This window comes from Pseudoalteromonas sp. ABE4_541 (assembly GCF_056312285.1).
Genome location: NZ_JBSVEM010000014.1, coordinates 12,999 through 39,519, shown reverse-complemented (window position 1 = coordinate 39,519; position 26,521 = coordinate 12,999). Strand labels below are relative to the sequence as shown.

Annotated in this window: 20 protein-coding genes; 7 read left to right on the top strand and 13 right to left on the bottom strand. The window is 41.8% G+C overall.

Going from position 1 to position 26,521, the window contains the following annotated elements:
* The first annotated feature begins 111 nt into the window (after window positions 1-111).
* Entirely contained in the window at window positions 112-420 is a 309-nt protein-coding gene (locus ACW689_RS14035) for a hypothetical protein (RefSeq protein WP_476292405.1), read from the top strand.
* Window positions 421-508: 88 nt separating this feature from the next.
* Here the strand turns inward: ACW689_RS14035 and ACW689_RS14030 are convergent, their stop codons facing one another.
* Both ACW689_RS14030 and ACW689_RS14025 read right to left on the bottom strand, forming a co-directional pair.
* The gene (locus ACW689_RS14030) at window positions 509-1,504 is read right to left on the bottom strand and encodes a hypothetical protein (protein ID WP_476292403.1); all 996 of its coding nucleotides are present in this window, start codon (window positions 1,502-1,504) and stop codon (window positions 509-511) included.
* Window positions 1,505-1,578: 74 nt separating this feature from the next.
* On the bottom strand, window positions 1,579-2,952 hold the full coding sequence (locus ACW689_RS14025; RefSeq protein WP_476292401.1) for a pyridoxal phosphate-dependent decarboxylase family protein: 1,374 nt from the start codon (window positions 2,950-2,952) through the stop codon (window positions 1,579-1,581).
* A 98-nt stretch (window positions 2,953-3,050) separates the two neighbouring features.
* Between ACW689_RS14025 and ACW689_RS14020 the strand changes: the two genes are divergently transcribed.
* Both ACW689_RS14020 and ACW689_RS14015 read left to right on the top strand, forming a co-directional pair.
* Window positions 3,051-4,469: an aminotransferase-like domain-containing protein gene (locus tag ACW689_RS14020; RefSeq protein WP_476292399.1), complete on the top strand. Its 1,419-nt coding sequence runs from the start codon at window positions 3,051-3,053 to the stop codon at window positions 4,467-4,469.
* A 44-nt stretch (window positions 4,470-4,513) separates the two neighbouring features.
* Entirely contained in the window at window positions 4,514-5,905 is a 1,392-nt protein-coding gene (locus tag ACW689_RS14015) for an MATE family efflux transporter (protein WP_476292397.1), read from the top strand.
* A gap of 50 nt (window positions 5,906-5,955) precedes the next feature.
* Here the strand turns inward: ACW689_RS14015 and ACW689_RS14010 are convergent, their stop codons facing one another.
* Window positions 5,956-6,936, bottom strand: a complete 981-nt coding sequence (locus tag ACW689_RS14010; protein ID WP_476292395.1) for an LNS2 domain-containing protein — start codon at window positions 6,934-6,936, stop codon at window positions 5,956-5,958.
* A gap of 195 nt (window positions 6,937-7,131) precedes the next feature.
* Complete coding sequence (locus ACW689_RS14005; RefSeq protein ID WP_476292393.1) at window positions 7,132-8,532, bottom strand: hypothetical protein; 1,401 nt, start codon at window positions 8,530-8,532, stop codon at window positions 7,132-7,134.
* A gap of 169 nt (window positions 8,533-8,701) precedes the next feature.
* Between ACW689_RS14005 and dgt the strand changes: the two genes are divergently transcribed.
* Window positions 8,702-10,177, top strand: a complete 1,476-nt coding sequence (gene dgt, locus ACW689_RS14000; protein WP_476292391.1) for a dGTPase — start codon at window positions 8,702-8,704, stop codon at window positions 10,175-10,177.
* Window positions 10,178-10,231: 54 nt separating this feature from the next.
* Here dgt and ACW689_RS13995 read toward each other — a convergent pair whose 3' ends face one another.
* Both ACW689_RS13995 and ACW689_RS13990 read right to left on the bottom strand, forming a co-directional pair.
* Window positions 10,232-13,273, bottom strand: a complete 3,042-nt coding sequence (locus ACW689_RS13995) for a DEAD/DEAH box helicase family protein (protein WP_476292389.1) — start codon at window positions 13,271-13,273, stop codon at window positions 10,232-10,234.
* A 4-nt stretch (window positions 13,274-13,277) separates the two neighbouring features.
* Window positions 13,278-13,883, bottom strand: coding sequence for a class I SAM-dependent methyltransferase (locus ACW689_RS13990; RefSeq protein WP_476292387.1), 606 nt, complete (start codon window positions 13,881-13,883; stop codon window positions 13,278-13,280).
* A 950-nt stretch (window positions 13,884-14,833) separates the two neighbouring features.
* On the opposite strand from ACW689_RS13990, the gene nudB reads away from it, so the two are divergent.
* The gene (gene nudB, locus ACW689_RS13985) at window positions 14,834-15,271 is read left to right on the top strand and encodes a dihydroneopterin triphosphate diphosphatase (protein WP_476292386.1); all 438 of its coding nucleotides are present in this window, start codon (window positions 14,834-14,836) and stop codon (window positions 15,269-15,271) included.
* Between the two features lie 199 nt (window positions 15,272-15,470).
* Here the strand turns inward: nudB and ACW689_RS13980 are convergent, their stop codons facing one another.
* Window positions 15,471-17,534, bottom strand: coding sequence for a M13 family metallopeptidase (locus ACW689_RS13980; protein WP_476292384.1), 2,064 nt, complete (start codon window positions 17,532-17,534; stop codon window positions 15,471-15,473).
* Between the two features lie 349 nt (window positions 17,535-17,883).
* Here ACW689_RS13980 and ACW689_RS13975 point away from each other — a divergent pair, with 349 nt between their 5' ends.
* Both ACW689_RS13975 and ACW689_RS13970 read left to right on the top strand, forming a co-directional pair.
* A complete protein-coding gene (locus ACW689_RS13975) occupies window positions 17,884-18,834 on the top strand; it encodes an SPFH domain-containing protein (RefSeq protein WP_476292382.1) in 951 nt (316 codons plus the stop codon).
* 6 nt (window positions 18,835-18,840) lie between these two features.
* Entirely contained in the window at window positions 18,841-19,299 is a 459-nt protein-coding gene (locus ACW689_RS13970) for an NfeD family protein (RefSeq protein WP_476292380.1), read from the top strand.
* Window positions 19,300-19,399: 100 nt separating this feature from the next.
* Here ACW689_RS13970 and ACW689_RS13965 read toward each other — a convergent pair whose 3' ends face one another.
* From ACW689_RS13965 to ahpC, 6 genes are all read right to left on the bottom strand, one after another.
* Window positions 19,400-20,074: a hypothetical protein gene (locus ACW689_RS13965; protein WP_476292378.1), complete on the bottom strand. Its 675-nt coding sequence runs from the start codon at window positions 20,072-20,074 to the stop codon at window positions 19,400-19,402.
* A 9-nt stretch (window positions 20,075-20,083) separates the two neighbouring features.
* A complete protein-coding gene (locus ACW689_RS13960; protein ID WP_476292376.1) occupies window positions 20,084-21,874 on the bottom strand; it encodes an MAC/perforin domain-containing protein in 1,791 nt (596 codons plus the stop codon).
* A gap of 1 nt (window position 21,875) precedes the next feature.
* Window positions 21,876-22,334, bottom strand: a complete 459-nt coding sequence (locus ACW689_RS13955) for a hypothetical protein (RefSeq protein ID WP_476292374.1) — start codon at window positions 22,332-22,334, stop codon at window positions 21,876-21,878.
* A 264-nt stretch (window positions 22,335-22,598) separates the two neighbouring features.
* Entirely contained in the window at window positions 22,599-23,684 is a 1,086-nt protein-coding gene (locus ACW689_RS13950; protein WP_476292372.1) for an SGNH/GDSL hydrolase family protein, read from the bottom strand.
* A gap of 401 nt (window positions 23,685-24,085) precedes the next feature.
* Window positions 24,086-25,663 carry an alkyl hydroperoxide reductase subunit F gene (gene ahpF, locus ACW689_RS13945; RefSeq protein ID WP_476292370.1) on the bottom strand — a complete coding sequence of 526 codons (1,578 nt, stop codon included), beginning with the start codon at window positions 25,661-25,663 and terminating at the stop codon, window positions 24,086-24,088.
* Between the two features lie 55 nt (window positions 25,664-25,718).
* Window positions 25,719-26,288, bottom strand: a complete 570-nt coding sequence (gene ahpC / locus ACW689_RS13940) for an alkyl hydroperoxide reductase subunit C (protein ID WP_476292368.1) — start codon at window positions 26,286-26,288, stop codon at window positions 25,719-25,721.
* Window positions 26,289-26,521 lie beyond the last annotated feature (233 nt).

Genomic DNA, 26,521 nt, shown 5'->3' with positions numbered 1-26,521 from the left:
TCCCAAACTACAGTTAAGAAAAACTTAACTATAGAAAATTTTTTATCGTTTGTCTGCATGCGCGCTAATACCGATACTTATCACACACCAACAGACAAATGAGATAGAACCATGAAAACGCTAATTACCTTACTTTTATTACTCGCAGCTTCAACGCATGTCTTCGCTAAATCATTAAACGAGGAACGCATCAATACCACTGAAGGCTACCCATACAAACATGTGATCTTAAAAGCGGATCGTGTTGAACTTAAATATAGTGATAACGGGCGCTCCGTAGAATGTCGGGTCATAGTCACTAAAGACGGCAAGCATCACGAAGGACAACGTCAATTTGTGACTAGTAAGAAATTTAACAAAGAGCCAATGGCAGCCTGTTTGACTCGCTCAGTCGCAAAACGACTGCTCGCCAAACTTTAACATGTATCCCCAGTTAATTGGCCTTTGCAAAAGCATAAACTCGCACAGGCCAATTTTAATTAAGAAATTCTTATGCCATATGTGACTTTTAATACCAGTCATAAAAGTCTTGTTCAAATGCGGAGTACGCATTTTGTATTAATTCATACACTTCGTCGCTACTAAGCAGTGTACAAGGCGCACTTTGCTCGTGTTTTAATACCTGCCGTAATGCATGAGTACCCGAGAGGTTACTCAATAAAAAATGAACCCATGTCTTACCACTAAAGTACAAATCCCCCGTATCAACACTCCCCCACTGTGATTCAGAATCGAGTAAAGCATAAATATCGTATGCCTGTGCGACATGCTTAATTTTATCCAGTTCAACCAACGGAATTTCATCGCTTAAATATTTAGCTCGAGACAGAACCTGTGCCAATCCTTCGTTTAACCAGCGAGGTGTAACACCAAGCAATCTTAAATTCATCGCGTGCACTGCTTCATGCACGGCAGTCGTCACAAGCTGTTCATCATTTTGATGCTCTACAAACGCGGAATTACTACCATGGAAATACACACCTCTGCTATTTCGTGGGTCAAATCCATATCGCGATGAATAGTTTTCGTATGATGCCCTGTTTGGCAATACCACTAAGTTAAAATAGGTTTGCTTAATCGTATTGGACTCAATCAGTAGCGCGTAGATGGCACTGACTGAGTGAAGCTGTTCAAAAAAGTGATTTAAGGTCTTCTCACGAATTCCCACGTGATACATTTTTACATTAAGCCAACCATTGAGTACTCGCTCACTACGCACAAAGTCTCCCCTTAGTCGGTTCAACCTTTGCTCAGCAAGCACTTGTTGTTGATTGAAAAATGCGTCCATATCACACTGCTTCGCAAGTGACTGTGGTAGCTGCCGCGTATTATTTGAACCTGATTCTTGACTCGCAACAAGTGCAACGGGTTCAATATGTTCAATCGCCTGTGGTTCAAAAATAAGTCCATTGTCTGGCCCACCATTTGTCAATTGCCAACTAAGCAAAGCCAGTAAAATCAGTGCGATTATGACAAACCACCGCTGTGCATTTCTCTTTGACAAGTCATTCACCCATTCCTTGATAGCCGTTAAACTAACTTAGCATAAAATAGGCACAAAGCGATGCGTGATCCGCCTTACTCGGTGCAAAGCTGTGCCAAAACACTGATCGCACGCTCCACATCGTTACGGGTCGTCGACCAATTGCTAAAAGCGGCCCGTATAATTTCTTCTCCGTGCCAAAACCCCGGTGTCACAAATACTTGCAAACTTTGGTTGATGACCTGCCGGCAATCACGGACGTTGCAAATGGGATGAGACGTGTTTGGTTTGAACAGCACAACATTTAAATCACAAGGCTTCACAAGTTCATAAAATGGGCTTGAATCAATCCAACGCGCCAACATCTGTGCATGAGAGACATTACTTCGGATGGCCTGCGAAACCCCTTCTTTGCCATAAAACATCAATGTAAACCAAACGGGTAGGGCCCGAAATCGCCTTGAGTTTTCAATTCCCAGCGACATAAAGTCGTCATCCTCACCACTTTGTTCTAAATAAGGTGCAGCAACATGACAAGTTTGCTTGAGTAGTGGCTGATGGCGCGTTAAAAATACGCCGCAATCATAAGGTACATTGAGCCACTTGTGACAATCTAGCGTAATACTATCTGCATGTTCCAAACCTTTGGTTTTGCCGTCGCGACCATTCAGCAACCTTTCAAAAATACCAAACGCAGCATCCACATGAAGCCAAGCTTGGTGCTGCTCGCAAAGTAAGGCAATAGCAAGTAAATCATCATAATCTGTACCCGTCACCGTTGCTGCACTGGCAATCACAATTTTGCTTTTTGCGCTACTTGCTGACAGCGCGCTTGCCAACGCCTCTACGTCCATCGCTTCGCTCTGTTCTATACGTTCAATTTGTTGCCAGTTGTTTTGCCCAATACCAGCAAGCCCTAAGCTTTTGATCATACTAGCATGAGGACAGGCACTAAAAACTTGCACATCTAGTCCTTGCATACCTTGCTTGGCAATATCAACCCCCTGCTGCAAACCTGCAAACTGCCTCGCAACTAAAGCGCCCAACAAATTTGCCGATGTCGCCCCTGTTGTAAATAAACCACTAAACTGCTCAGGCAAGTAAAATAACGCATTTAGCCAGCCAATTGCCTGACGCTCTATACTCGATGCAATTGAATCCCCACCCTTGCTCACATTTTGATTAAATACCGTGACCAACCAATCTGCGTATGTCGCAATAGGATTAGCCCCACCAGTCACAAAGCCCCAATACCTCGGCCCATTACTCGCGGAGATCCCCGGTAGCAAATGCTCATCAATAAATGAATGTATGGTATCGAGCGCATGACCTGAACTGGGTAACGTAAAGTTTGGGAGATTTGCCTGCGCACATGTCACAGGTCTCTCGTTTAGGCTATGTCTAAACCTCTCAACGTAGTGACGCAGCGGTTCAATAAACTCATGATGATTATCAGTTTCAAATTTCATACACCCTCGCAAATGTTTTTATCAACAACTGTGGCAACTAGTGTATGCTTATGCAAAAAAGGTAACAGATACAAAAATTTGATTTTTATAGATAACAGATGAGTAAACTATCCACCTACAAACAACTGGCCAATTCAATCATTGAGTCTATCCACAATGACACTTACCAAGTTGGCGATCCGCTCCCTTCTCTTAGAAAGTTTACCCAGCTGCAACAAGTTAGTATGACCACAGCCTTAAACTGTTATCGATATTTAGAACAACAAGGCTATGCAATTGCAGAACCCAAACGCGGATATTTTATTACTCAACCTACGCTCAAAGCGCACTCGCATACCTTCCCATATTTTAAAGCCCTGCCAGCGCATATAAATAACACGCAAAATCACTCTGTAATCCCCAGACAATCACTGGCAACAGCAGAGCTAGACAACCAACTTATTGACCGAGTGCGAATTCAAAAATGTTGGCAACAAGCCGTTAAAGACTCATCTTTGATCTTTGGTTATGCCGACATACAAGGAGAACCGAGGTTACGTTCAGCACTGTCTACTCACTTTTTAAAACAAGGATTTACAGTGAGTGACGAAGAACTCGTGATCAGTAATGGTTGTTTAGATGCTGTGTGCTTAGCTTTGGAAGTAGTGAGTAAACCCGGTGATATTATTTTAGTCAGCTCGCCTTGTTATTTGGGGCTTTTGGACATGCTGCGCACGCTCAATCGTAAAATCATTGAAGTTCCCAGTACGCAGGCAGGCTTAGATCTCGTTCAACTTGAAAGTGCGCTACATGAGCACCCCATAGCCGCATGCATCTTAACTGCAAACCATCAAAACCCGACAGGTCACAGCCTCAGTTTGGCGCAAAAACGCACTATAGCGGCACTGGCAAAGCAGTATCAAACACCGATTATTGAGGATGATGTTTTTCGAGAGCTTAGTCATAAAAGCACCATCCCCCTGCCCATTAAGCATTTTGATAAAGACGGCTGGGTGCTCTGGTGTGCGAGTGTTTCCAAAACACTTGCAGCGGGCCTTCGTCTAGGTTGGTGTGCCCCTGGGCGATTTTACGAGAAATATCTAAAACAGCGTAAAGTCCGCACCTTAGGTGTGAACCAGCCTATTCAATTAGCACTCGCTTTATATATTCAACGTGGTTATTACCAACACCAGCTCACTAAAACTAACCGTCTATTGAAAGATAACGTCAATTTTTATCTCCGTTATTTAGAGCAACATTTGCCTAAAGACTGCGTTATTTTTCAACCCCAAGGCGGCTTGGTATTGTGGCTAGACTTGGCCCTTCCCAACACCCAAGAACTATGCGAATCTCTTGATAAGCAAGGGGTTTATCTACTGAACGGCAAACTGTTTACCTCAACGGCGTTATATCATTCATGTATCCGTCTCAATATAGGTCTGCTTCCATCCGCCAGCGTAATCACACAGCTCGATTTGCTGGTCAATACCGTGAGGCTGTTAAAAAATAGCAATATCAATCATGCCCAAAATGGATAATTAAGGGTACACTGCTAACTCGAAGTAACGATATAAGGGATCAAATGCAAGACCTCACAAAAGGACCTATTCACAAATTAATTATTACCATGGCAGTCCCCATTGCCGTTGGCTTGTTAATACAAACACTTTACTTTCTTGTCGACCTCTATTTTGTTGGTGCTCTGGGAGAAACAGCGCTGGCAGGTGTAAGCGCGGCTGGTAATTTATTTTTCTTTGTGATGGCCTTAACCCAAGTATTTAATGTTGGCTGCGCAACACTCGTTTCGCATGCCATTGGTCGCAAAGACACTGCGCAAGCGAACAAGATTTACACGCACTCGGTATTTTATGGCTTAATCTCCACCATTGCCTGCTTTATATTTGGCTACTTGCTTGGTCATCATTACTTTGCAGCTGTCTCTGCCGACGAGGCAACCTACCAAGCAGGTTTGAGTTATTTTTACTGGTTTTTACCATCATTAGCATTGCAATTTGTGCTCACCACAATAGCGGCCTCTATGCGCGGCGCTGGGCTGGTAAAACCGTTTATGACCATTCAGGTATTTGCTATTTTACTCAATACCTTACTTTCCCCTTTGTTGATCACTGGAGTCAGCATACTGCCGAAAATGGGTGTGGCTGGTGCTGCGTTAGCCAGTTCTATATCAGCCGTATTTGCGTTGTTATTAACGCTGAATTATCTACGTAAGAGCGAACATACTTTGAAAATAACCGCGTCATATTTCAAAGGAAATTGGGATGTATTAAAACAAATCCTTAAAATTGGCGTACCGGCTGGCAGTGAGTTTATGCTCACGTTTTTATACATGGCTGTGATTTTCTGGGCCTTAAGCCAGTTTAACTCTGCCGAGCAAGCAGGATTCGGGCTCGGTAGCCGAATTATGCAAGCCGCCTTTTTACCTGTGATGGCCATTGCATTTGCAGCACCTGCAATAGCTGGACAAAATTACGCTGCAGGTAAAATAAAGCGCGTACACCAAACTTACAAGATAACCATGTACATTACCGTCGTGCTGATGTTTTTAATTTCGCTTCCTTGTATTTTATTGCCAGAGCTATTCTTTATTGCTTTTACCAATGATGCTGAGGTACTAAACTCTGCGACCACATTTTTAAGCTATATTGGCTTTAATTTTGTGCCTGCTGGTATCGTGTTTTCAGCCGCGGCGATGTTTCAAGCGTTTGGTAATACATTGCCCGCATTGCTTGGCACAGCGTTAAGAGTTGGCAGCTTTTGCTTACTATTAGCCTTTTTTATGAGCCAGCAAGCGCTTACGGTAACTACCATGTGGAGTATTTCTGTTGCTTCGTCTTTACTTCAGTGCGTTGTGGTACTGATACTGCTTCACTTAACACTCAAGCAGCGAATTTATAGCAAGGCGATAAAACATAAACCACAGCCAACAAATGAACATGAAGTAAACCTTGCTTAGTGCATTAAAGTCAGCCCAAACGGCTGACTTTGTTCTCGCAAACAGCCTGATCACTCACACTGGGCCGAGTCAAAATTATCAACATATTGGCTAATGTGATCAAAATAACCATCACTTAAAATGGCGGTGGTACCGTAGTGCCCTGCATCACTGCCAATGGTGAAGCTGTTCTGGGCACCTAGCCCAGCTTTTATAAAGGCTTCTGCATCGGTTTTAGCATTGCCATAAGCTCTCACAATGTTAAGACCTTGCGCTTTAAAGCTATTTATTTCCTCAATTTTGTATTGTGCTGTTCTGTGTATACTGGTTTCATTACTGAGTGAGGTTCTTAACACCCCTTCTGGTAATCCCATCCAATCTAGCCAACTGCGTGTGCCCTTCGCATACCAATACACCCGTGCCGTTAAATAAATAGGCTGATAACCCAAATCCATATATCGGCGAACCAAGCTATAAGCGCCATCTCGCGCATCGGCACGGTCAATACCTGTGTAGTCTCCAATAGCTTCGGCATCGGATACCGTGAGCGTACCGTCAATATCAAATAAAACGGCTGGTGTGTTTGGGTCCACAACAGTTACAAACCCTTCTGTGCCAGAGCCATCCGCGGGTACCCCAGCATACACTCGATACTGACCTGCTGGTAAAGCAGGCAGAGTAACAAACGCCTTTCCATCACTGTTAGTTACTTGCTGCGATAAAAATTGCCACTGTGTATCCTGCTCGCCACGAATATAAAAACGCACCGTTTCGTGCTCTAAGTCTTTGTGCGCAATAGCACCATAATCGAATTTAGCGGTCAGCTGTGCGGTTTGCCCTGTCGCCACCACTACATCATGGATCATATGAAAACTGGGTAACCAAGTGATAAAACGGTTTAATCCATTACGATACCCAGAATCTGGCAGTTGAGGCTTTGGATAATTGATTTCCATCCATGTTGGATCAGCACATTTAGGTAACGCAGAAGCGTTAAATGTAGAGAGTATTGCTAAAGTAGCAAGGGATGTTTTTAAGCACGACGTTTTCATTTTTAATCCTTTGTATTTTTTGGAGTAAATACACTATAGATAAAAAATTAAACTTTTATTAACAAAAAATGGAAAACCAGTATTTCATATTAGTGTCATATGCTGGATAACAAAAAGTGATGAGTAATGTAATGAAAAGTGCGAAACAAAGTGACACTGACTTAGACCAGTGCCACCAAAGCTCAGGGAGAAAACTTACTTTTTCTTTGATTTAATCCACTGCAAGTAGTTGTTATAGATATGACTGACTTGCATGGTAGAGTCACCAGCGCTAATATTATGACACGCAAAACAATTCTCAGGTTTAATTTGCGGGTTTGTACCCGTAGTATTGCTAAACGTTTGGGTATAAGTTTCCATGGCCATGTTGGCAACAGCCAGTGAACCACGAAGCGAGCCGTTAGCATTCTTACCAACAATATCCCCACTAATACCGTTACCAAAATTGTAACCTTGCGTGCTCAGCCAAACAGATCCCGCATAAAAGTAGTTACTCCATACAGGGTTTGACTTTTCTAGCTTTGCATTTACCTCACCATTTAATCGTGCAATGTTATTAAAGTTAGTCACATCGCGTTTCTGTTGCTTAACTGGAGCTCCTAAAGAAGGGTCTTGACTATTTGTATACGGATAGCCGTTTGGTACACCATACTGATACAAACGGAACGAATTAGTGACTTTTTCATCTGCTGGGTAACTTAAATGTGCATCTTGAACTTCAGTACCGCCGCGATAAAGCAAATATTGATGGCTGTTGCTCACCACTTTGTCTTGCTCTAAATAAGCTGTACTTTTTACAAACTCATCACCTGATTCATAGTAATCTGGCGCAGTGAGTTTATGTTCAAAAGTCGCCCAAATAAACTCTGGGTGATTCTCAACCACCCCAACGACGTGCATGCCTATCATAGCAACTTGGCTCGGCTCGCTATATTTGTTGTCGGTTTTGTAGATTGCGTCTCGGATGTAAAATTGTGTTGATAGGTCAACGCCTTTATACACTTCTTGTAACTCTTTAACATCAATCCAAGCGACTTTCATTTCAACCGACCCCACCGCAAACTCAGCATTTTTTGAGGCAACAGGGTGTTCAATGGCTGATTTCATAAACGTGTCATTTACGTGAATTGAGAAATGCACAGGCAAACCACCATACTTGCTGTAAATGATGGGGTCGCCAAAGCCTGCTTGGTTAAAGTCCTCTAAAATCAAAGTCTGTGCTGGCTTTAATCCAGTTGGGTTTAGTAGGTCGTTCCACGGCTCAAAGTAGGGTTTTAATGCATTGTCGACTTGCCAAAAACCAGGCCCGAACATAAACAAATTGCCAGGCGCTTTAGCTTCTTGCGTTAGGTACAAAAATTTATTCCACGACCACTGATGAAAATCACAATTGCTTGAGGTGTCTTCACCATTTTTAAAAGCAAATGGACTATTTGGCCCTTCTTTTGGGTTAGGCACTGGAGATGCAAACCAGCTTGCTTCAGCATTACATTCTTCGTTGCTATAAGCATTAGCCACAGATGTAAACGACAATGCTGCGATGGATAAAGCGCATAAACCAACAAGTGGCTTAGCGTTTAATGATGACGGTAACATGATTATTTCCTTTGTAACGTATACTCACCATCTTAATATAGAGCGCTTGTTGACTCTTGGTAAATTACAGGACGTTACACAGCCAAAAAAAACTCAAAACATCACATAAAATTTACAAGCGCATAGTTTGCCCATACAATGACCCAAAGGCCATAAAATAAGCAAGCCAATGGATTTTAAAATTAAAATAAACGGCAAAAGACATTACGGACAACGCGCTAACGCGAATACAAAAATGAGCTTTGAAAGTGATAGAGGCCGCATTATTAACAGTGCAGCCCTTCGAAGGCTGCAACAAAAAACACAAGTGTTTCCGCTGGAAAGAAACGCCGCTGTTCGCTCAAGGCTCACTCATTCTTTGGAAGTGCAACAAAATGGCCGCTTTATCGCCCAAAAGATCATTAAAACACTCAAACAAGCCAACAAAGCACCAACGCTTTATGACGATCTTGCATCGGAGCTTGAAACCTTAGTCGAAATGGCGTGCTTGATGCACGATATCGGCAACCCTGCTTTTGGTCATTTTGGTGAGTCTGCAATTAACGATTGGTTTCGTCGTTACTTCAAACAGCACCGTACCTATGGTGAAAAAGCAATTGAAGCACTAGCGCAACAGCATACTAGCTTTGATCACCAACTTATTTGGGACCTATGCCACTTTGAAGGCAACGCCCAAGCTATTCGTATTGTTAATACCTTGCTGAGTTTAAACCTGACTTACAGCCAAACTGCCAGTATTTTAAAATACACCCGTTGTGGCACCCATATCCGCCCACATGACGAAGACCCCAAAAGCTACCTGCAGAAAAAAGTAGGTTACTACTTTAGTGAGCAATCGTTCGTACAACACATGTGCGATGAGTTACAAATCGAGTTAGGCAATCGACATCCTGCTTCTTACATTATGGAAGCCGCTGATGATATATCCTACTGCTTAGCCGATATAGAAGACGCGGTAGAGAAAGGTTTTATCAGTGTCGATAAAATCATTGAAGTATTTGACCACGAATATCAAGCAGAGCTAACCAAGCTGCCAGATAGCGAGCAAGCCTATCAAGACTTTGTAGGGCAAAAGTGCGTTGATGCCAAGAAACAAGCCAAAAAGAACCTCGCCAACTTTAATAATGAGTTTTTTATTTGGCTTAGAGTAAGCTTAGTTCACCCGCTGGTAGAGCACGCCACACAACGATTTGTAAACAATCTAGAAGCCATTTACGAAGGCAGCTTTAACCACGCTTTGCTTGAAGATAAAAGCTACCAATTCGCCATTACTCAAGCCCTTAAAAACGTGGCATTCAAGTACGTATTTAATCACAAAGAAGTGGAGCAACTAGAACTACAAGGCTACAAAATCACCTCAGGGATTTTAAGCGAATACCAACACCTACTTGATTTAAGCGCCGAACAGTTCGCCAGCGTCATAGATAAGAGCAATAAATACCCCGTTGAAGTACGCCTACTTAACCGTGTTTCAGGCCAATTTATTGCCGTATATCAGCAAGCTATTGAAAAACTCACTCACGAACAAACGCAAAACCCCATTTTTGAGTTTTACTACCGCTGCCGACTACTGCAAGACTTCGTCAGCGGCATGACCGACCAATTTGCGTATGATACGTATAGAGCACTGATGGTGGTGGATTGAGATTAGTTTATAATGTTCACAAAATTTACTGTGCCACTACATAGTTCACTTTGATTAATCTCCTAATTTGTCTAAAACCACTTTCAACCGCGCAAACGTCACAAACTCATCTCTGGCTTCCATTACTGCGTACTCTGGATTTCTTGCTACCAGCAAATAGGTTGCTTCGCCTTGCTCATTAATCTCTTTTTTTACATCACGTAATAAAAATTGCTCATCGCCTGTTTCGTCAAACCGTTCTATAGCAATCGTTGTGTTAGTAATCGAGCCTGCATTACCTGAAGTAATGCGCTCTAGAAGCAGCAGATCACCATCTAGAATTGGGTGCTTACCACCATTCATGGAATTGCCGCTGGCATGAGCCAAAAAGTGTTTAGTGGGGTCTACTTTGCCACTTCCTTCAGGGGCTGGTCGGTACTCTACGTCACTTATATCCGCATTTTTAAAGTGTCCACAGGCTATTTTTAGATTTGGAAAGTACGGCAGCATGATCGCATCGACATCGTTGTGATTATTTTCAGTATTGTTTTCACTGCAAGTGGCGTGTGGTGCTTGACCAAATAACGCGATATTCGATTGAGAAGCAGGAGCCAAAGGCTGATTGGATTTGTCCGTGTTAGCTTGTATAACTTTAGGCTTATATTTAGCCAAACGGTAATCCACGAGTTCTTGTATGCAGCTTTTAAGTAACTCAATATCCCGTTGTTTTACTGAGAAGTTTGCTTCAAATAGAGAGTTTATAGATGGCGTGCCATGTCCTGAAGAGGACTTAAACCAAGGCTTGGTCTTTTGCCCTTTTCTTTTCAGCTGAAGGTATGCACCAAGTGGGTTATCAAGCCAAAAGCTAAACCACTTTGCATCATCGCCCGATTGAAACCGTCGTTTAGGATCTATATCACTTTGCCAAAGTTTGGGATTGCGCTGGAGTAAAGTGTATGACGCTTGTGCTAACTGGCCGCAGGTAAGCGATTTGTTTAAGCCGTCCAACTCAATAAAAGCCTTGAGTAAAATCATCTTAAAACACTTAGCCATGCGTGTTAATTCAACCGCTTCAAGCAGAAAATCTTTATATGAGGAAAGCCACGCTGAATTTATAGAGCGATGATGTTTGTCTAAGCTAGGGCTGTTGCGCTTTTGTAGCTCAGCTATCATCTCAAACCAACTACCGTGTTGCTGCTTTGGTTTATCTAAACTACCGTAGTAGTGATAGAACTCACACGCTGTGGGGCCGTGCCCCATTAATTTAGCGAGTGCTTCATAGTCTTCTAAAGCGCTCGTTCTTAACTTCTTAGCGAGTTCATTCCAAAGTTGGGCGCTTTGCAGATCGTAGGTAACATTACAGCCCTGTGGGAGAACGGGCGCTTTGAGCTTACGTACCACGCCTTTTGCGCTGCTCACTCCCAGTAAGGCCATCGGCTTGTTTAAGAAGCTGTGATGATTACCAATAAAGTCCAATACAACTAAATGTGACTTGCCTTCATAGACTCTTAACCCTCGCCCAAGCTGCTGTAAAAAGAGCACTTTAGATTGACTAGGTCTTAGCATCATAACCGTATCTATACTGGGTAAATCGGTACCCTCATTAAACAGGTCAACACAAAACAAAACCTTCACCTGTCCTTGCTGTAATTGTGTTAACGCATCATTACGACGTATCTTGGAGCCACCATAAACAGCGAGAGACACAACGCCTTTTTCATTAAAATATTGCGCCATAAATTCAGCGTGCTTAATCGACATGCAAAACGCAAGCGTTCGAGTTTGAGCATGTTGTTGCCACTGCTCGTATGCATGCTTTGCTCTGCGCACAGTCACCAATTTATTTTCAAGCTTAGTTTCGTCAAACTTACCATTGCGCCAAGGGATTGCTTTGTAGTCAACTTCTTCATCCCAAATGCCAAAGTAGTTAAAAGGCACCAATGTTTTCGAATCAATGCCGTGGACTAAATTGCGCTCATAAACCAAATTGTTATCACATAAGCTCAATATGTCGGCTTGATCAGTCCGTTCTGGCGTTGCTGTTAACCCTAATAAGAATTTGGGGTTAAAGTAGTTGAGTAAATTTTGATATATACCACTGCTGGCGTGATGAAACTCATCAACAACTATGTAGTCGAAGTGAGTTGCACGAAATCGTTGTAAGTGAGTTAATTTGCCTATTGTTTGAATTGAAGCAAATAAGAAATCTGCCTCTACTTCTTTTTTATCGCCCTTATAGAACCCTACTTTGCCATCTAATAAGGCCGTAAAGGTGTTTAGCGCTTGTTGTAAAATTTCTTCTCTATGTGCCACAAACAGAACTCGCTTAGCGGCAAGCTGCTTCACGTCAAATGCTGCTAGCCAAGTTTTACCCATACCGGTGGCGAGCACAACGAGGCCACGTTGATACCCTTGTTGTCTAGTTTCATTTAGCTTTTTGAGCGCTATAGCTTGGTCCTCGCGAGGCTTTGGTTGCTCAACTTGCTCATCTACAAATCCACTCCCGACCGCAACAAACGTTGGTTTTTTACGACGCTTTATATATTGGTCAATCCAGCAATGGCTTAACTCTTTAACTTGCGAATGCTCAAAAAGCGTTGAAAAAGCCAGGTCAAATTGATGAAACGCATCAGAGTCTGATTTGAGACCATAAAAATCATGTCGAAAACACCACTCTAAGCCAGTTGTTAGGGCAGATTTGCTCATGTTGTTTGAGCCAACAAATGCACTCCCCTCAAATGGTCTGCCTTTATCCAAAGCGCCTTTGATAAAGATGTAAGACTTCATATGGAAACTGTCTTTGCCCTGAGTTTCAAAAATGCGCACATCTGCGCCTTCTTCTTTTAACAGCATTAAATCTCTAAGGGCATTTGGGCAAGTAATGTGCAAGTAATCCGAAGTAAGTATTCTGACTTGGTTATTTGCTTCAAGCGCTTCATTGAGTGCACTTTTCAGCAGATTAAGTCCTGAGCGTTGAATAAACGACACTGTGATATTAATTGTATCCGCATGATTAATTGCATGTAGTAGCGCTGGTAACAGCGGGTCGGCCCCACCTCGATAAAGCTGTTGTTGATTGCTAAGCTGCAAAGCGCTTCCTTGATCTATACGGCTCACAAAACTAGTCCTTCCTAAGTAATGCGTTTAGCCAAAGCTCGTTTTCTCGATTAGGTCGTTGATCTTCAGTGACCCATGTTTTCAATACCTTCAGATGAGGCAAGCTTTCAACTATCGAGGAAAGACCTTTTTCATTTAAGTCGGTAAACCGCCGGCCATTGTGTTCTCGCTCTTCGACACCATATTTAAATGACACATACATCACACCGTGTGGTTTTAAGGCTTTCTCTAGCCTTTCAAAGCAATCTACTAAGTCGTTTTTGGCCACGTGTAATAGGCTTGCACATGCCCAAATACCATCAAATTGTGCAATTGCATTGATGTCTTCGAAATGTGCATGCTGCACGGTTTGGCCTAAATTTTTAGACGCAATTTCAACCAATTTCTCACACGCATCCATTGCACTCACGGTGTATCCAAGCTTTTTGAACGCCAAAGCGTCACGGCCACTACCACAGCCAGCATCGAAGATATGAATGTGCTTTTTATCACTTAATTGGACTAATGCTGGTAAAAACTCACTATAAAGTGGCTGCATATCAACGTTTAAAGTAGCGCTTGCAAACTCTTGGGCATGCTCAGCGTAATATTCGAGTGTAATGTTGGACATCAATTACCTAAAAATGTATGGGTTTCAAAACGTAAGATTCAGTAAATGAAAAACTGAGATGTTTTTCAGTCAGCAAATAAATTGACCATTGGAGTTTAATGAAACCATAAATATATTCATATCACATGGTAACTTTAATGAAACACCAAGAGCACCTTTTAAACGCATAAACTTCCTTTCATTCTTGTTACTTCCTTAACCAACTTATCTGGGGTACTGCAACTGCTGTGAAGACGAAGTGACTATACAGGCGGGTTACAACAGACCTAAGTTAACACGAAGCTTTACGTATTTAATAGTGATTTGAGTCAAAAAAGCAAAAGTTATTCACTATATGTTTACATGAAAGGTAAGTTTAACGAGATAGAGAAAGGTTAAAATTAGGATGAAAACTGATTAACGTAACATGTCAGATGCACCGCATCGTTTACAGTGAATTACAATTTGAAAATGAAAACAAATGAGGCTTACACAGTAGATAAAAGAGTAGCTAGCATACTGGAGGGATTGCTTGTTACTTGTACAATCTTGTTCAACACAGGTTGTAAAGCTCTTCCATGAGCAACTGGATTTGCAACAGTTATGCACATAACCGTGATTGCAAATTTTATTGTTAGTGGCAAATGTGGAGGAAATATGGATTTCTGTTATTACTTAGTTTCCATTTTCATTCACAAGTTTAAAGAAATGTTAAATTAAGTGTTTACATAAGGTATACATTACGGTATCTTTGGCTTCGCATTAAAAGCTTAATCTCCTTTAAAAGTTGATTATCGCTGATGCCAACAAGGAGGTTGGCGGTGTTTTATCTTCCTTAAAGCACACTGTTTAGGTGTTGTTATTCAGCAGGCCCACTTTATGTGGGCCTGCTTTTTTTTGACCCTAAATTAACTTTACTCACGTATAAGCAGTGATAACATAACGCTGTTTTTGTATGGAGACATGCTCACGTGCATTTGAGAAAGCCTTTTTCCGTTTTAGTGGTGATTTATAATCACAACAATGAATTTTTGCTGATCCGTCGTGCCGACGATCCTAACTTTTGGCAATCGGTAACTGGAGGCGTAGAGCGAAATGAGCTTCCTTTAGAAACGGCTTACCGCGAGCTAAAAGAAGAAACCGGCATAGACGCTAAAGCACTGGGAATTGCAATTCATGACCATCAAACGACTAATCATTACGAAATAAGGCCGTGTTGGCGTCACCGTTATGAGCCGGGCTCCATTATTAATACCGAGCATGTATTCAGCATTTGCGTACCCAATGATGTTGTTGTTGAGCTAGACCCCAATGAGCACACCGACTTTCAATGGCTAGATAAAGAAGCCGCCTTAGAAAAAGCTTGGTCACCAAGTAACCAGCAAGAAATCGCGAACCTCCAACTTTAGAGGCGCTAGCAAACTGGGTGTTTTGACGGTGGCAAATTGAAAAGGTCTTTTTAAGCATTAATGCGGGTGGTTTAGAAGATCCTGACCTGCGTTAGGATGACGGCTCACTCACCTTAAACAAATTGCTATAAAAAAGGGCCTTTATCATGTGATAAAGGCCCTTTTAAACATCAATACGGGTAGTTTAGAAAAGCACTAACTACCAAATTTTTATGCGTTTTTCTTCAGGTTTGAACAGCTTGTCACCTTCTTTAAGCGCAAACGCTTCATAGAATGGTGCAAAGTTAGTCAATGAACCATTTGCTCTAAACTCACCTGGTGAATGGTTATCTATCACAAGTAACTGGCGCTGCATTTGTTCACGAATTTTTGCACGCCAGATTTGTGCAAACCCTATGAAGAAACGTTGCTCCGGTGTATATCCATCAAGGTTTTGGCGTTGCTTGTCTTCAAGTGACAGCTGGTATGCTTTATAAGCAACGGTTAAGCCACCTAGGTCACCAATATTTTCACCAAGTGTTAGACGACCATTTACGCTTGCGTCGTCGTATAGCTTGTAGTTATCAAATTGTGCAACTAAGCTATCGCCGCGCGCTTTAAATTGCTCTAAGTCTTTTTCATGCCACCAGTTATGAATGTTGCCATCGCCATCAAACTGCGCACCTTGATCATCAAAACCATGGCCAATTTCGTGACCAATAACTGCACCAATACCGCCATAGTTCACAGCATCATCCGCATTCATATCAAAAAATGGCGGCTGCAAAATTGCGGCAGGGAACACAATTTCATTTCTAAGTGGGTGATAGTAAGCATTCACCGTTTGTGGTGTCATTCCCCACTTTTCTTTATTGACCGGTTGGCCGATTTCAGCAAGTGCACGTTTTGTTTCAAACTCATCAGCACGCATAATGTTGCCCACTAAGTCGTCTGCTTTAACTTTGAAGTCATATTCACGCCACTCGTTCGGATAACCAATTTTGTAGCGGAACTTGGCAAGCTTTTCTTGCGCTGCTTGCTTGGTTTCATCCGACATCCACTCAAGCTCATCAATGCTGATGCTGTATGCTTTGATCAAGTTCTGAACCAGCTGCTCCATGCGCTCTTTTGCACGTGGTGAGAAGTGTTTTGCAACATATAACTTGCCAATTTCTTCACCTAGGATGCCATTGGTTAATGACACACCACGCTGCCATCTTGGCTTTTGCTCAGCTACTCCACTTAGCACTTTACCGTAGAACTCAAAATTAGCTTGTGCAAAATCATCACTTAAGTACTCAGCAAACTGATTCACCGTATGGAACTTCAGGTATGCCTGCCACTGCTCAACTGAAATTGTGCCAAACAATTTACCAAAGTCTTCAACATAACTTTTTTGACCCACAACAATTTTATCTGTAGCAGGTAAACCTAAAGATTTAGAAAACTTTGCCCAGTTAAATTTGCCTAACTTTTCAGTTAGCTCGGCTGGTGTGTGAGGATTATAAATTAAACTTGTCTCACGTGACTTGGTGCGGGTCCACATCACTTCTGCTAGCTTAGTTTCAACTTCCAAGATAGTTTGTGCTGCTTGCTCAGGCGCCTCTTCACCAATTAATTTAAGCTCTGCAGCAATCATATTGACATAAGCATCACGGAGCGCTTTTGATTTTTCGTCATCTTTAAGATAGTAATCTCTATCGGGTAAGCCAACGCCACTTTGGCTTAAATAAACCGTATTTTGTGTCGCGTTTTTCGCGTCTGCTTCAACACCAAGTCCTAAAGGCAGAGTCACATCGTAAACAGATAGCATACCGATCACTGCACTTAACTGATCATAGTTTTTTGCAGCAGAAATTTTATCTAGTAATGGCTTAATTGGTTCAAAACCCAGCGCGTTAATCTGCTCTTCGTTCATAAAGCTGCTGTACAAGTCACCCACTTTTTGCTCGCTTGAACCCGCTTTTGCGGTTTGCGCTTGTTTCTGTGTTTGTTGAATGATCTCTTTAACAGCATGATCAGACTCTTCTCTTAATGTAAAGAAGCTGCCCCAGAATGTTTTGTCACTTGGGATTTCGGTGTTCTTTAACCAAGTGCCATTTACGTGGCGGTAAAAGTCGTCTTGAGGTCTTACACTTAGATCAAAGTTTGCTTTATCAATCCCTGAGTGTAGATTTTGCTCCACAACCGCTGTTGTTTGTTCCACTTTAGTCGCTTGTTGAGAGCAACCACCTAATACTGCCAATGCCGCGGATACGGCCAATACAAGAGTTGTCTTTTTCATTATTTTTCTCAAATATGTCGCTTATTAGAAATGTGATTGTCATTATCGCCAAGCGACGTGCACATACAAGGTACAAATATGAACGTATGTAAACAAAGCATCTAAAACCAATATGAAAACACATAATATCAATAGCTTACATACATTTTCGACATATTCAGTTACACTTTTCTCTTCGTTTTCTAGCAAACCTACCAGTAAAAATACAATTCCTTCAATGGTACTTATTTAGAGCATAATATTCGTTGTTATGTTTTAAAAAACCATACGCAAAGGTAACACGCCCTAGTCTATTTGTTCCCTTAGTGCTACGCTCAAAACAGGACCAACTTATCAGCTAAGGAACACTATGGACCCCGTTACGCAAATACTCGAACTACTTTTTAACGTTGAAGTTGTGCTCTTCATTTTGGTTATTGTGGTACTCAAAAGCAGCATCAAATTTGTGCCACAAAACCGCGCATGGATGGTAGAGCGATTTGGCAAATACCAATCAACTAAAGAGGCTGGTCTTAACTTTATTGTGCCTTTTATTGACAGAGTCGCTGCCGATAGAAGCCTGAAGGAGCAAGCGATCGATGTGCCCTCTCAGTCTGCCATTACCAAAGACAACATTTCTTTGATTGTTGATGGCGTTTTGTACTTCCGTGTACTTGACCCCTATAAAGCCACATATGGCGTAGATGACTACATTTTTGCAGTCACGCAGCTTGCTCAAACCACGATGCGTAGTGAGCTTGGCAAGATGGAGTTAGATAAAACTTTTGAGGAACGGGATTTACTTAATACCAATATTGTTAGTGCTATTAACGCGGCTTCTGATCCTTGGGGAATTCAAGTACTTCGCTACGAAATTAAAGACATTGTGCCTCCCAATTCAGTGATGGAAGCGATGGAAGCACAAATGAAAGCTGAACGAGTCAAACGTGCGCAAATTCTGGAATCTGAAGGTGATAGGCAATCAGCTATCAACGTTGCTGAAGGTAAAAAGCAAGCGCAGGTACTTTCGGCCGAAGCTGAAAAAGCAGAGCAAATTTTAAGAGCCGAAGGTGAAGCTAAAGCCATTTTAGCCGTTGCAGAAGCACAGGCCGAAGCACTCAGAAAAGTGGGTGAAGCCGCCGATACGCAAGAAGGCCAAAAAGCGATTCAACTCGATTTGGCAACAAAAGCCATTGCCGCAAAACAAGCCATTGCCAAAGAATCGTCTGTGGTTATTTTGCCCGACAATGGCACCGATGCCAGTGCGTTAGTCGCTCAGAGTATGTCTATTATTAATTCCATTAATAAACAACAAGGGTAAAATTCTATGGCGTTTATATTAGATAACTTGCCTCAGTCATTGATAGTGATCGGTATTGTTGCGCTGATCATTGAAATTTTGGTGCTTGGTTTTTCTACTTTTGTGCTGCTGTTTTTAGGCCTGTCTTTTATCTTTTCAGGTGCCATGATGTACGCAAATTTGATACCGCATGACTGGCTAACCGCTTTATGGGTAAATGGCGTACTGACTTTGGGGTTTGCGCTAGTGCTGTGGAAACCCCTTGTTCGCCTGCAAGAATCGGCAAAGCAAGACACCGTACATACTGATTTTGCTGATATAGAATTTACACTCGAAGACGACTTAGACGCACAAAATCAACTTTTTCATACCTACTCAGGCATCAACTGGCAGTTAAAAAGCCAACAACCTTTGGCTAAAGGCACGAAAGTGCAAGTAGTCAAAAAAGAGGTTGGAGTAATGTGGGTTGAGGCGGTTAGAGGATAAGCACCTATCATACTCCTCTATAAAAATGCGCTAACACATTGCCATATGCGCAATGTGTTAGCATATCCGATGAGAAAAATGAGCTAAGTTCTCACTTTACTTATGATGTCGGTTCCAATTTGGCGTCACCTGCTGGTTCTTTGATCCTAATCTCAAACTCAATGGTACGTATATTTTCTAGTCTACGGTCTTCTTTCACATTGTGAATAAATTTGCTTGTAAATGTCTCATCGCCTTCATCCGACTCATAGATAGCACCGGCGTCCTCGTCTTCAATAGGCAAAGAACGCGCTAGCGACTTAGCTGGCTCCTCTGTATCAAAAATTGAGTCGCAAGACATTACATCCCACACCGTGACTCGTACTTTACCACGCCCTTTTTGGTCTGTTGCATGCAGATTTAATACATCCGTTACGCCAATGTATTTGTTGGAGTTTTGAAACACTCTGCAGCTGCCCTTTTTGCGCTCTTTGGCCTTACCCACCGCATACTTTTGATATTGAATAATCAGTGGCTTAAAATTTTCATCTGTTTCTAACGGGGTAGTATCAATTGAGTAGCCAAATCCTGCATATCGGTTGTCTACCATCACATTAAACTGAATCAGGTCATTCTCATTACATAAGATGTAATATTTACCATTCTCATAGTGCAAAGTAACCGTGTTAGTCTGTGCAGATTTATCTTTTGTAGTTACATCTACATTTGTAGTTACACCTACATAGGTATTCTGCTTGAAAAAATATTCAAAGTCATCAACTGTCCTGAGTGACATAGCTATCCCCTATATTTTAACTCGAAAAGGTAATTCGTCTGTGTTGTCCTTCATTTCGGCAAACAGCGCTCTCACTTTTTGTTTCAACGTTTCTGGTAATAGCGATAATGTCGGAACCGCTTTATCTTTGTCTATCACACGCCAACTCATATATGGACCTAACGAAGCGATCCAAGTGTTTGACTCTGTGTAAGTATTTTCATTTCCACCAATACAGTTTATGGCTAAATTCATGTACTCTTGTAAATTCTTATCCAGACTACTTTCACCAGAGGCATTGCCGGTTGAAAAATCGCCTTGTGCCGTCATGTTGTTATATTGCACCTTAGAACTAAACCCAATTTCATGTTTTGTCAGTTCCTCAGAGTAACTTTGTTCATCTGACTTTTCTTTTTCTGACGTTGAATATAAAGCACCGCCTAAAGTAAATTTGGTATATATAATATGCCCATATTTATCGAGTATTTGGTTTACTGAATCAAATGCCGCTACTCGTGCGCGATGTAATTTGTTTTCACTTACATTATCATCAAAGTCGCCAAAGTATTGAATCTCCATGAATTCACGTATAAAAGACTTTCTTAAAACAAGGGAACGTGGGTCAAATTCAATAACAATTTTAGGGATCTTGTAACCAACATAAGTTAAAAGCACTTCGCTTTTCGATATTTCTTGCTCTTTACTTGATTCTTCCGTTTCATTCTTAATTGCAAAAAAGCCTAGGTTCAAGCCTCCTGAACTTTTTTTACTTCCCGACTTCATTCGCTCATGCTCAATGCGATTAAATGAAGCGTGTTTATCAACACGCACGCTGACTGTGGGAAGCTTGTAAAAAACGTCTTCTTGATCCACTAGAAATAGTGGGAATGATGAAGGCTCTTCTCCAAAGCCGTTAACGACGTAACCGCTAAAGAGGTTGTTTCGCATAATTAAGTGCTGCTGCTGCTCAGGTGACAACTTATCAAAGTGATCCTTTTCGCCATCGGTGACGACCTTACCTTCTGCAGGAAATGGCGCATCTAACTGCGTTTTTTGATATTCTAATTTGGTTTTTAGGTCTACCTCGGCAGGACTAACAAGTGCAGGATCTTTTGTGTCCCACTTCCACTTCGATTCTTCATGCTTGATTTTAATACTTCCTGACTCAAGGAACATTTTGACGGGATCGTTCATCGAGCTTTCATTTAAAGTACTTCCATCATGTGTAAAGCGGTCACTGTCAGAGATAAATCCATCTTCAACTAGCAATTTTTTAAATTCAACCAATGGCTTATTGACGTCGAAGCTGAATGTTTTTGATTTTTCGCCTTTGACAACTTTAACCTTTTGGGTATTAATCGCGCGCCAGACTTCGATCTTACCCTCTACTAAATAGTTTTTAATTGGGTTTTGAAGAGACGCGTCACTTAATGATGCGCCTTTGTACTCAAAACTATCAGCTTCTGTCATATAGTTTTTATCAAGTAGTTGTGCTTTCAAACTAGAGAGCGCATCCAATACATTCATATGCATTATGATTGGATCAGCACCACTTTTGCTCACCACGACATCTTGCACGTCCTCTTTAACAAAACTCTCATTGGATACATGCAACGTGTTATTAGTCAAATCCAGAGAGTTAAGTACGATTTTTGACTCTGATTTTGTTGCAATTTTTAGTTCACCCACAACAAAGTAGTCTTTGCTTGCCAATGCAGCTTCAGTGCGAACCTTGTCCAGAGTCACCGTATCTTCAAATTGAAAAATTGCACTTTTGCTCTTATCGTGTTCAAAGTTAACGATCAAATTCATTTGTGCCATGTTATTTTTCACCCTCTGTAGATTCACTTTGGAAGAACTCTTCGCTTAAAACCTGAGTCGTCGATTTGGGATACCACACTGACATAAAAGCGTCATTATTAGCCGCGTTTGAAAAGGCCACACTGGCATAATATTGTTGATATGGGGTTAGGCCTGTTAAAAAGTTGCAGGCTTTTTCAGCCATGCTACTGAAATCCGACCCTTTAAAGTAATCATAATCCCATTTTACCGATGCGGGTGGCGTAGATACTTCTAAAACACCGCTTACTTGGTCTTGTTGCTCTAATTTTTGCCAAAAAATAATCGCACGGGCATGACCTGGAGAGTTATCGCTAGATGCAACCTTCACATTGAACATATTTTTGTAGTTTGTATTTATATAATCTCTGGCTTCTTTCAAAGCATCATCTTGCCAGTGTTTATCTATGATTTTGTAATCCCATTTAAGCTCGTTAGCCATGATTAACTCCTCAGAATTCTATAACTTATTAAAAGTAATGCTTATTCTACAAATAGAGTCATTGCTGTAAATTACACGGTGTTACACTAAAAAGAACTAGTTCCCATCAACGTTGCATATAAAATACAGGTTTATCAATGTTGATAATGCGTTTGTTAATGTCAAATGTGCCCGTTAAAAAGGGATTTGCCTTTGAGTAGATATAGAATGTGAAGCGCATTGTTTGGGAAGTACTCTGCTCATGACTTCCCATAAAGCTCACCGCTACAATATTTGCTTAGCGCGAATAAAGTGAGTCAGCTGATCTGCAATTTGCTTATGCTCTTGCTCTGTTGGATGCCATATGCAACCACTGAGCTGTGAGTAAAATGTATGTGCGTACAAGTCACTCAGACCTTTTTCATTCAACAGCTCAATCGCTTCATTAGTCGCTGAAATGATAAAGTCATAAGGGTATGCAGGCCTTGGCATAAATACAATTGGCTGCTCAGGATAGCGAGCGCGCAACGTTTGTACAAACTCAACCATTCTCTTTACCCATGCATCTTTAACTTCTCGAATATCTTTCCATGGTTCATGAGCCTGTGGATCGGTACTAAAATCATTTGTACCCACTTCTATAACTAATAAACTGGGAAATTTGTCCTCGAATTCTCGAGTGTCACCATGAACCGCACCAGCTTTGTCATAGTAATATGTTAAATCATGATGTGTTTGGTTGCCGTTCCAATTACGTATCAATCCAAGGCCAGAAAAAGAAAGTTGCGTAAAGCTTGCGTCAAGTTGCTGCGCACTCACATAGGGAAAAGCTAAACGTGCATTGCTTGTTTCCACCACTTCCGGCCATGTGCATTCACGTTTAGAAGACTCGCTACCAAAACCTGCACTAATTGAATCACCAATAAATAAAACGTGTTTTTGAACGTCCCACACACCTTCTAGCTGACCATCTACCTCGAAACTCAGTAGCTGGCTAAAATTAGCGGGGTCTTCCGTGCGTTTTACAACCTCAATTTCTACAGACTCTGAGCTTGCTTGACTGAACAGCGGGTATGTTTTTGCTTGTCCACTGTAATCCGTCACAATCTTTTTGTGCAGCTTACCGTTCACTAGCACATCAAATTGGTTGCCCCAACCAATGAGCGTGGCGTCTAAGCGAGTGCCTTTCAGTTGAGTTTTAAAGTGACTCCCCGGCCAATTAAAATTAACAACACCTGTACTGTAGTCTTTGGCAATTCGGCCCTCGTAAACAATAGCATGGTTAGTGGCAGGTACTGAGCGTGCATAGGCGTCGTTTGCGATAAGTGCACCACCGCAAATCAACATAGAAATTAAATTAACCTTATTCATGTTGTTGTTCCCTTTAGTGAAAAATACAACATAGTATTAACCTAAAAATTGAGCAATCGAGATTTATTCATAGTGCACTCTTTCTATATTACACCTTGTGTATTCGCGCCTTCTGCAAGGATAAACTAACGGACCAAGAAAATGTTAGTGCTATGTTATATAAGCTTTTAATTTTAAATTGCAAAGAAAGAGCTGTTGATAACTGCTATTGTACTAGCGCATGTTTTGCTGTTACATGCGACAAATTTGTAAGCCGATTTAGCCTGTTCAGTCAATTTAAGTTCACGACAGCTGCGTTAAAAGCCGCTTTTAGAGCAACAAAAAAGCCGCTTTAGAGAGTCTAAAACGGCTTGACATTGCGTTTATATCAGAAACCTAACCAACTGATATGCAATGAATTCTTATGCAGCTTGATTGCTTTCACTGCGTTCGCTATGGCGAATAAGGTAATCAAACGCACCTAAACTAGCTGTCGCGCCCGATCCCATGGCGATAATAATTTGTTTAAATGGTGTTGTAGTTGCATCACCTGCGGCATACACACCGGCCATTGAGGTTGCCCCTTTGGCATCAATGGTTATTTCACCAAATTGGGTCAGTGAAATCTCCGAATCTTTCAAAAATTCCGTGTTTGGCACCAAACCAATTTGTACAAAAATGCCGGCTAGGCTTAGGTCATGCTGTTCACCCGTCACTCTATCGGTGTAACTCAGCCCAGTCACTTTGTTACCATCACCCAATACTTGGGTGGTTTGCGCATTTTTGATGATAGTGACATTTGGCAAACTTTGGGCTTTTTTGATCAATACCTCATCAGCACGCAAAGTGTCAGCAAATTCTAAAACCGTGACGTGCTGAACAATATTAGCAAGGTCAATAGCTGCCTCAATACCCGAGTTACCACCGCCAATCACTGCCACTGGTTTACCTTTAAACAACGGGCCGTCACAGTGTGGGCAGTATGCTACGCCTCTTCCTTTATACTCAGCCTCCCCTGGAACATTCATGTTTCTCCAGCGTGCTCCGGTTGCAAGCACAATTGACTTTGCTCTGAGCACAGCACCGTTTTCCAGCGTAATGTTTAAGTCTTCATCACGGTTAACTTTAACTGCACGTTGACTCGCCATCACATCAACATTGTATTGTTTAACATGCTCTTCTAATTGAGCAACGAGTTTAGGGCCCTCGGTTTCTTTAACCGAAATAAAGTTTTCGATACTCATCGTATCGGCCACCTGACCACCAAACCTATCAGCTACAACGCCCGTATTTAACCCTTTGCGCGCTGCATAAATAGCCGCTGCGCTACCAGCAGGGCCACCACCAACAACAAGTACGTCAAATACGTCTTTCTCGTTGAGTTTCTCGGCTTGCTTTTGCCCTGTGTTGCTATCCACTTTGCTCAAAATATCTGTCAGTGTTACTGCACCTTGTGAAAACAACTCTCCATTTAGGAACACAGTAGGCACCGCTAACACATTGCGCTCGTTTACTTCATCTTGAAACAGCGCGCCGTCAATCATGGTTGTTTTAATGAGTGGGTTCAGGCCCGCCATCAAATTAAGTGCCTGAACGACCTGCGGGCAGGTTTGACAGCTCAATGAAATATACATTTCAAAGTTCAGTGGCTCATTGAGCGATTTGATTTGTTCAATTTCATCTTCATTGGCTTTAGGTGGGTGTCCACCTGATTGTAAAATAGCTAAAACGAGCGAAGTAAACTCGTGGCCCATTGGTACACCAGCAAAAGTTATTTCGGTTAAGCGCTGTTTTGAACGCACCGACATACTCGGTTTACGAACTTGCTCTTCGCTATTATTTGAAACAGAAATGAGATCACTTAACGAGGCAAGCTCTTTGCTGAGTGTCTCTAATTCTTTCGCCTTATTGCTGTCATCCAGTGCAATGACCAGCTCTACAGGCTCTTTAAGGGCGCTAAAATGGCTTTTTAATTGGTTTTTAATATTTTGCTCTAACATAATTGGTCATCCTCACAGCAATAAAAGGCTGGGGTGGCAATCCACCCCGACAAATTTAGATTTTGCCTACTAGGTCTAATGAAGGCGCTAGCGTTTCTTCACCCGGCTGCCAAGATGCTGGGCACACTTCACCATCGTGGTTTGCGATGTATTGAGCCGCTTGCACCTTACGAAGAAGCTCTGTTGCACTGCGACCAATGCCTAAGTCGTGCGTTTCTACCACTTTGATTTCGCCCTCTGGGTTAATTACAAATGTACCGCGAAGTGCTAAACCTTCTTCCTCAATCATCACACCAAAGTTACGCGTGATTTTGCCTGTTGGGTCACCAATCATTGGAAATTGGATTTTCTTGATTGTGTCAGATGCATCGTGCCAAGCTTTATGCGTAAAGTGCGTATCTGTAGATACCGAGTACACTTCTACACCCATTTCTTGGAGCTTCGCATAATGGTCAGCTAAGTCACCAAGCTCAGTTGGACAAACAAAAGTAAAGTCAGCTGGGTAGAAGAACACAATTGACCATTTACCTAGCAAGTCTTGCTCACTCACTTGAACGAAGTCGCCATTGTGGTATGCCGTTGCATTGAATGGTTGGATTTTTGTGTTGATCAATGAAGTAGTCATATTTTTCTCTCTTAGTTAACGTTATATCGATTGCGAACTGTTTATGCTTGTTCGCTTTGCTTGGTTACTAAGATAAGGCGAAATGAAAAACAAATAAAATTGATTGTTTAGATTGTTTCAATCCGTTTTTACGATTACCGTTTTTTTCAGCTCAAAAGTGATCATCTCGGCTGTGAATTACATAGAAATTATAAGTAACGCGTGTGCTGCGTTATACTCGCTAGCAACGAACT

What these genes read in the sequence shown, in the direction of transcription:
- ACW689_RS14035 (WP_476292405.1), top strand. Translation starts at nt 112, where the DNA reads ATGAAAACGCTAATTACCTTACTTTTATTACTCGCAGCTTCAACGCAT.
- ACW689_RS14025 (WP_476292401.1), bottom strand. Translation starts at nt 2,952, where the DNA reads ATGAAATTTGAAACTGATAATCATCATGAGTTTATTGAACCGCTGCGT.
- ACW689_RS14020 (WP_476292399.1), top strand. Translation starts at nt 3,051, where the DNA reads ATGAGTAAACTATCCACCTACAAACAACTGGCCAATTCAATCATTGAG.
- ACW689_RS14015 (WP_476292397.1), top strand. Translation starts at nt 4,514, where the DNA reads ATGCAAGACCTCACAAAAGGACCTATTCACAAATTAATTATTACCATG.
- ACW689_RS14010 (WP_476292395.1), bottom strand. Translation starts at nt 6,936, where the DNA reads ATGAAAACGTCGTGCTTAAAAACATCCCTTGCTACTTTAGCAATACTC.
- ACW689_RS14005 (WP_476292393.1), bottom strand. Translation starts at nt 8,532, where the DNA reads ATGTTACCGTCATCATTAAACGCTAAGCCACTTGTTGGTTTATGCGCT.
- dgt (WP_476292391.1), top strand. Translation starts at nt 8,702, where the DNA reads ATGGATTTTAAAATTAAAATAAACGGCAAAAGACATTACGGACAACGC.
- ACW689_RS13990 (WP_476292387.1), bottom strand. Translation starts at nt 13,883, where the DNA reads ATGTCCAACATTACACTCGAATATTACGCTGAGCATGCCCAAGAGTTT.
- ACW689_RS13980 (WP_476292384.1), bottom strand. Translation starts at nt 17,534, where the DNA reads ATGAAAAAGACAACTCTTGTATTGGCCGTATCCGCGGCATTGGCAGTA.
- ACW689_RS13975 (WP_476292382.1), top strand. Translation starts at nt 17,884, where the DNA reads ATGGACCCCGTTACGCAAATACTCGAACTACTTTTTAACGTTGAAGTT.
- ACW689_RS13970 (WP_476292380.1), top strand. Translation starts at nt 18,841, where the DNA reads ATGGCGTTTATATTAGATAACTTGCCTCAGTCATTGATAGTGATCGGT.
- ACW689_RS13965 (WP_476292378.1), bottom strand. Translation starts at nt 20,074, where the DNA reads ATGTCACTCAGGACAGTTGATGACTTTGAATATTTTTTCAAGCAGAAT.
- ACW689_RS13960 (WP_476292376.1), bottom strand. Translation starts at nt 21,874, where the DNA reads ATGGCACAAATGAATTTGATCGTTAACTTTGAACACGATAAGAGCAAA.
- ACW689_RS13955 (WP_476292374.1), bottom strand. Translation starts at nt 22,334, where the DNA reads ATGGCTAACGAGCTTAAATGGGATTACAAAATCATAGATAAACACTGG.
- ACW689_RS13950 (WP_476292372.1), bottom strand. Translation starts at nt 23,684, where the DNA reads ATGAATAAGGTTAATTTAATTTCTATGTTGATTTGCGGTGGTGCACTT.
- ahpF (WP_476292370.1), bottom strand. Translation starts at nt 25,663, where the DNA reads ATGTTAGAGCAAAATATTAAAAACCAATTAAAAAGCCATTTTAGCGCC.
- ahpC (WP_476292368.1), bottom strand. Translation starts at nt 26,288, where the DNA reads ATGACTACTTCATTGATCAACACAAAAATCCAACCATTCAATGCAACG.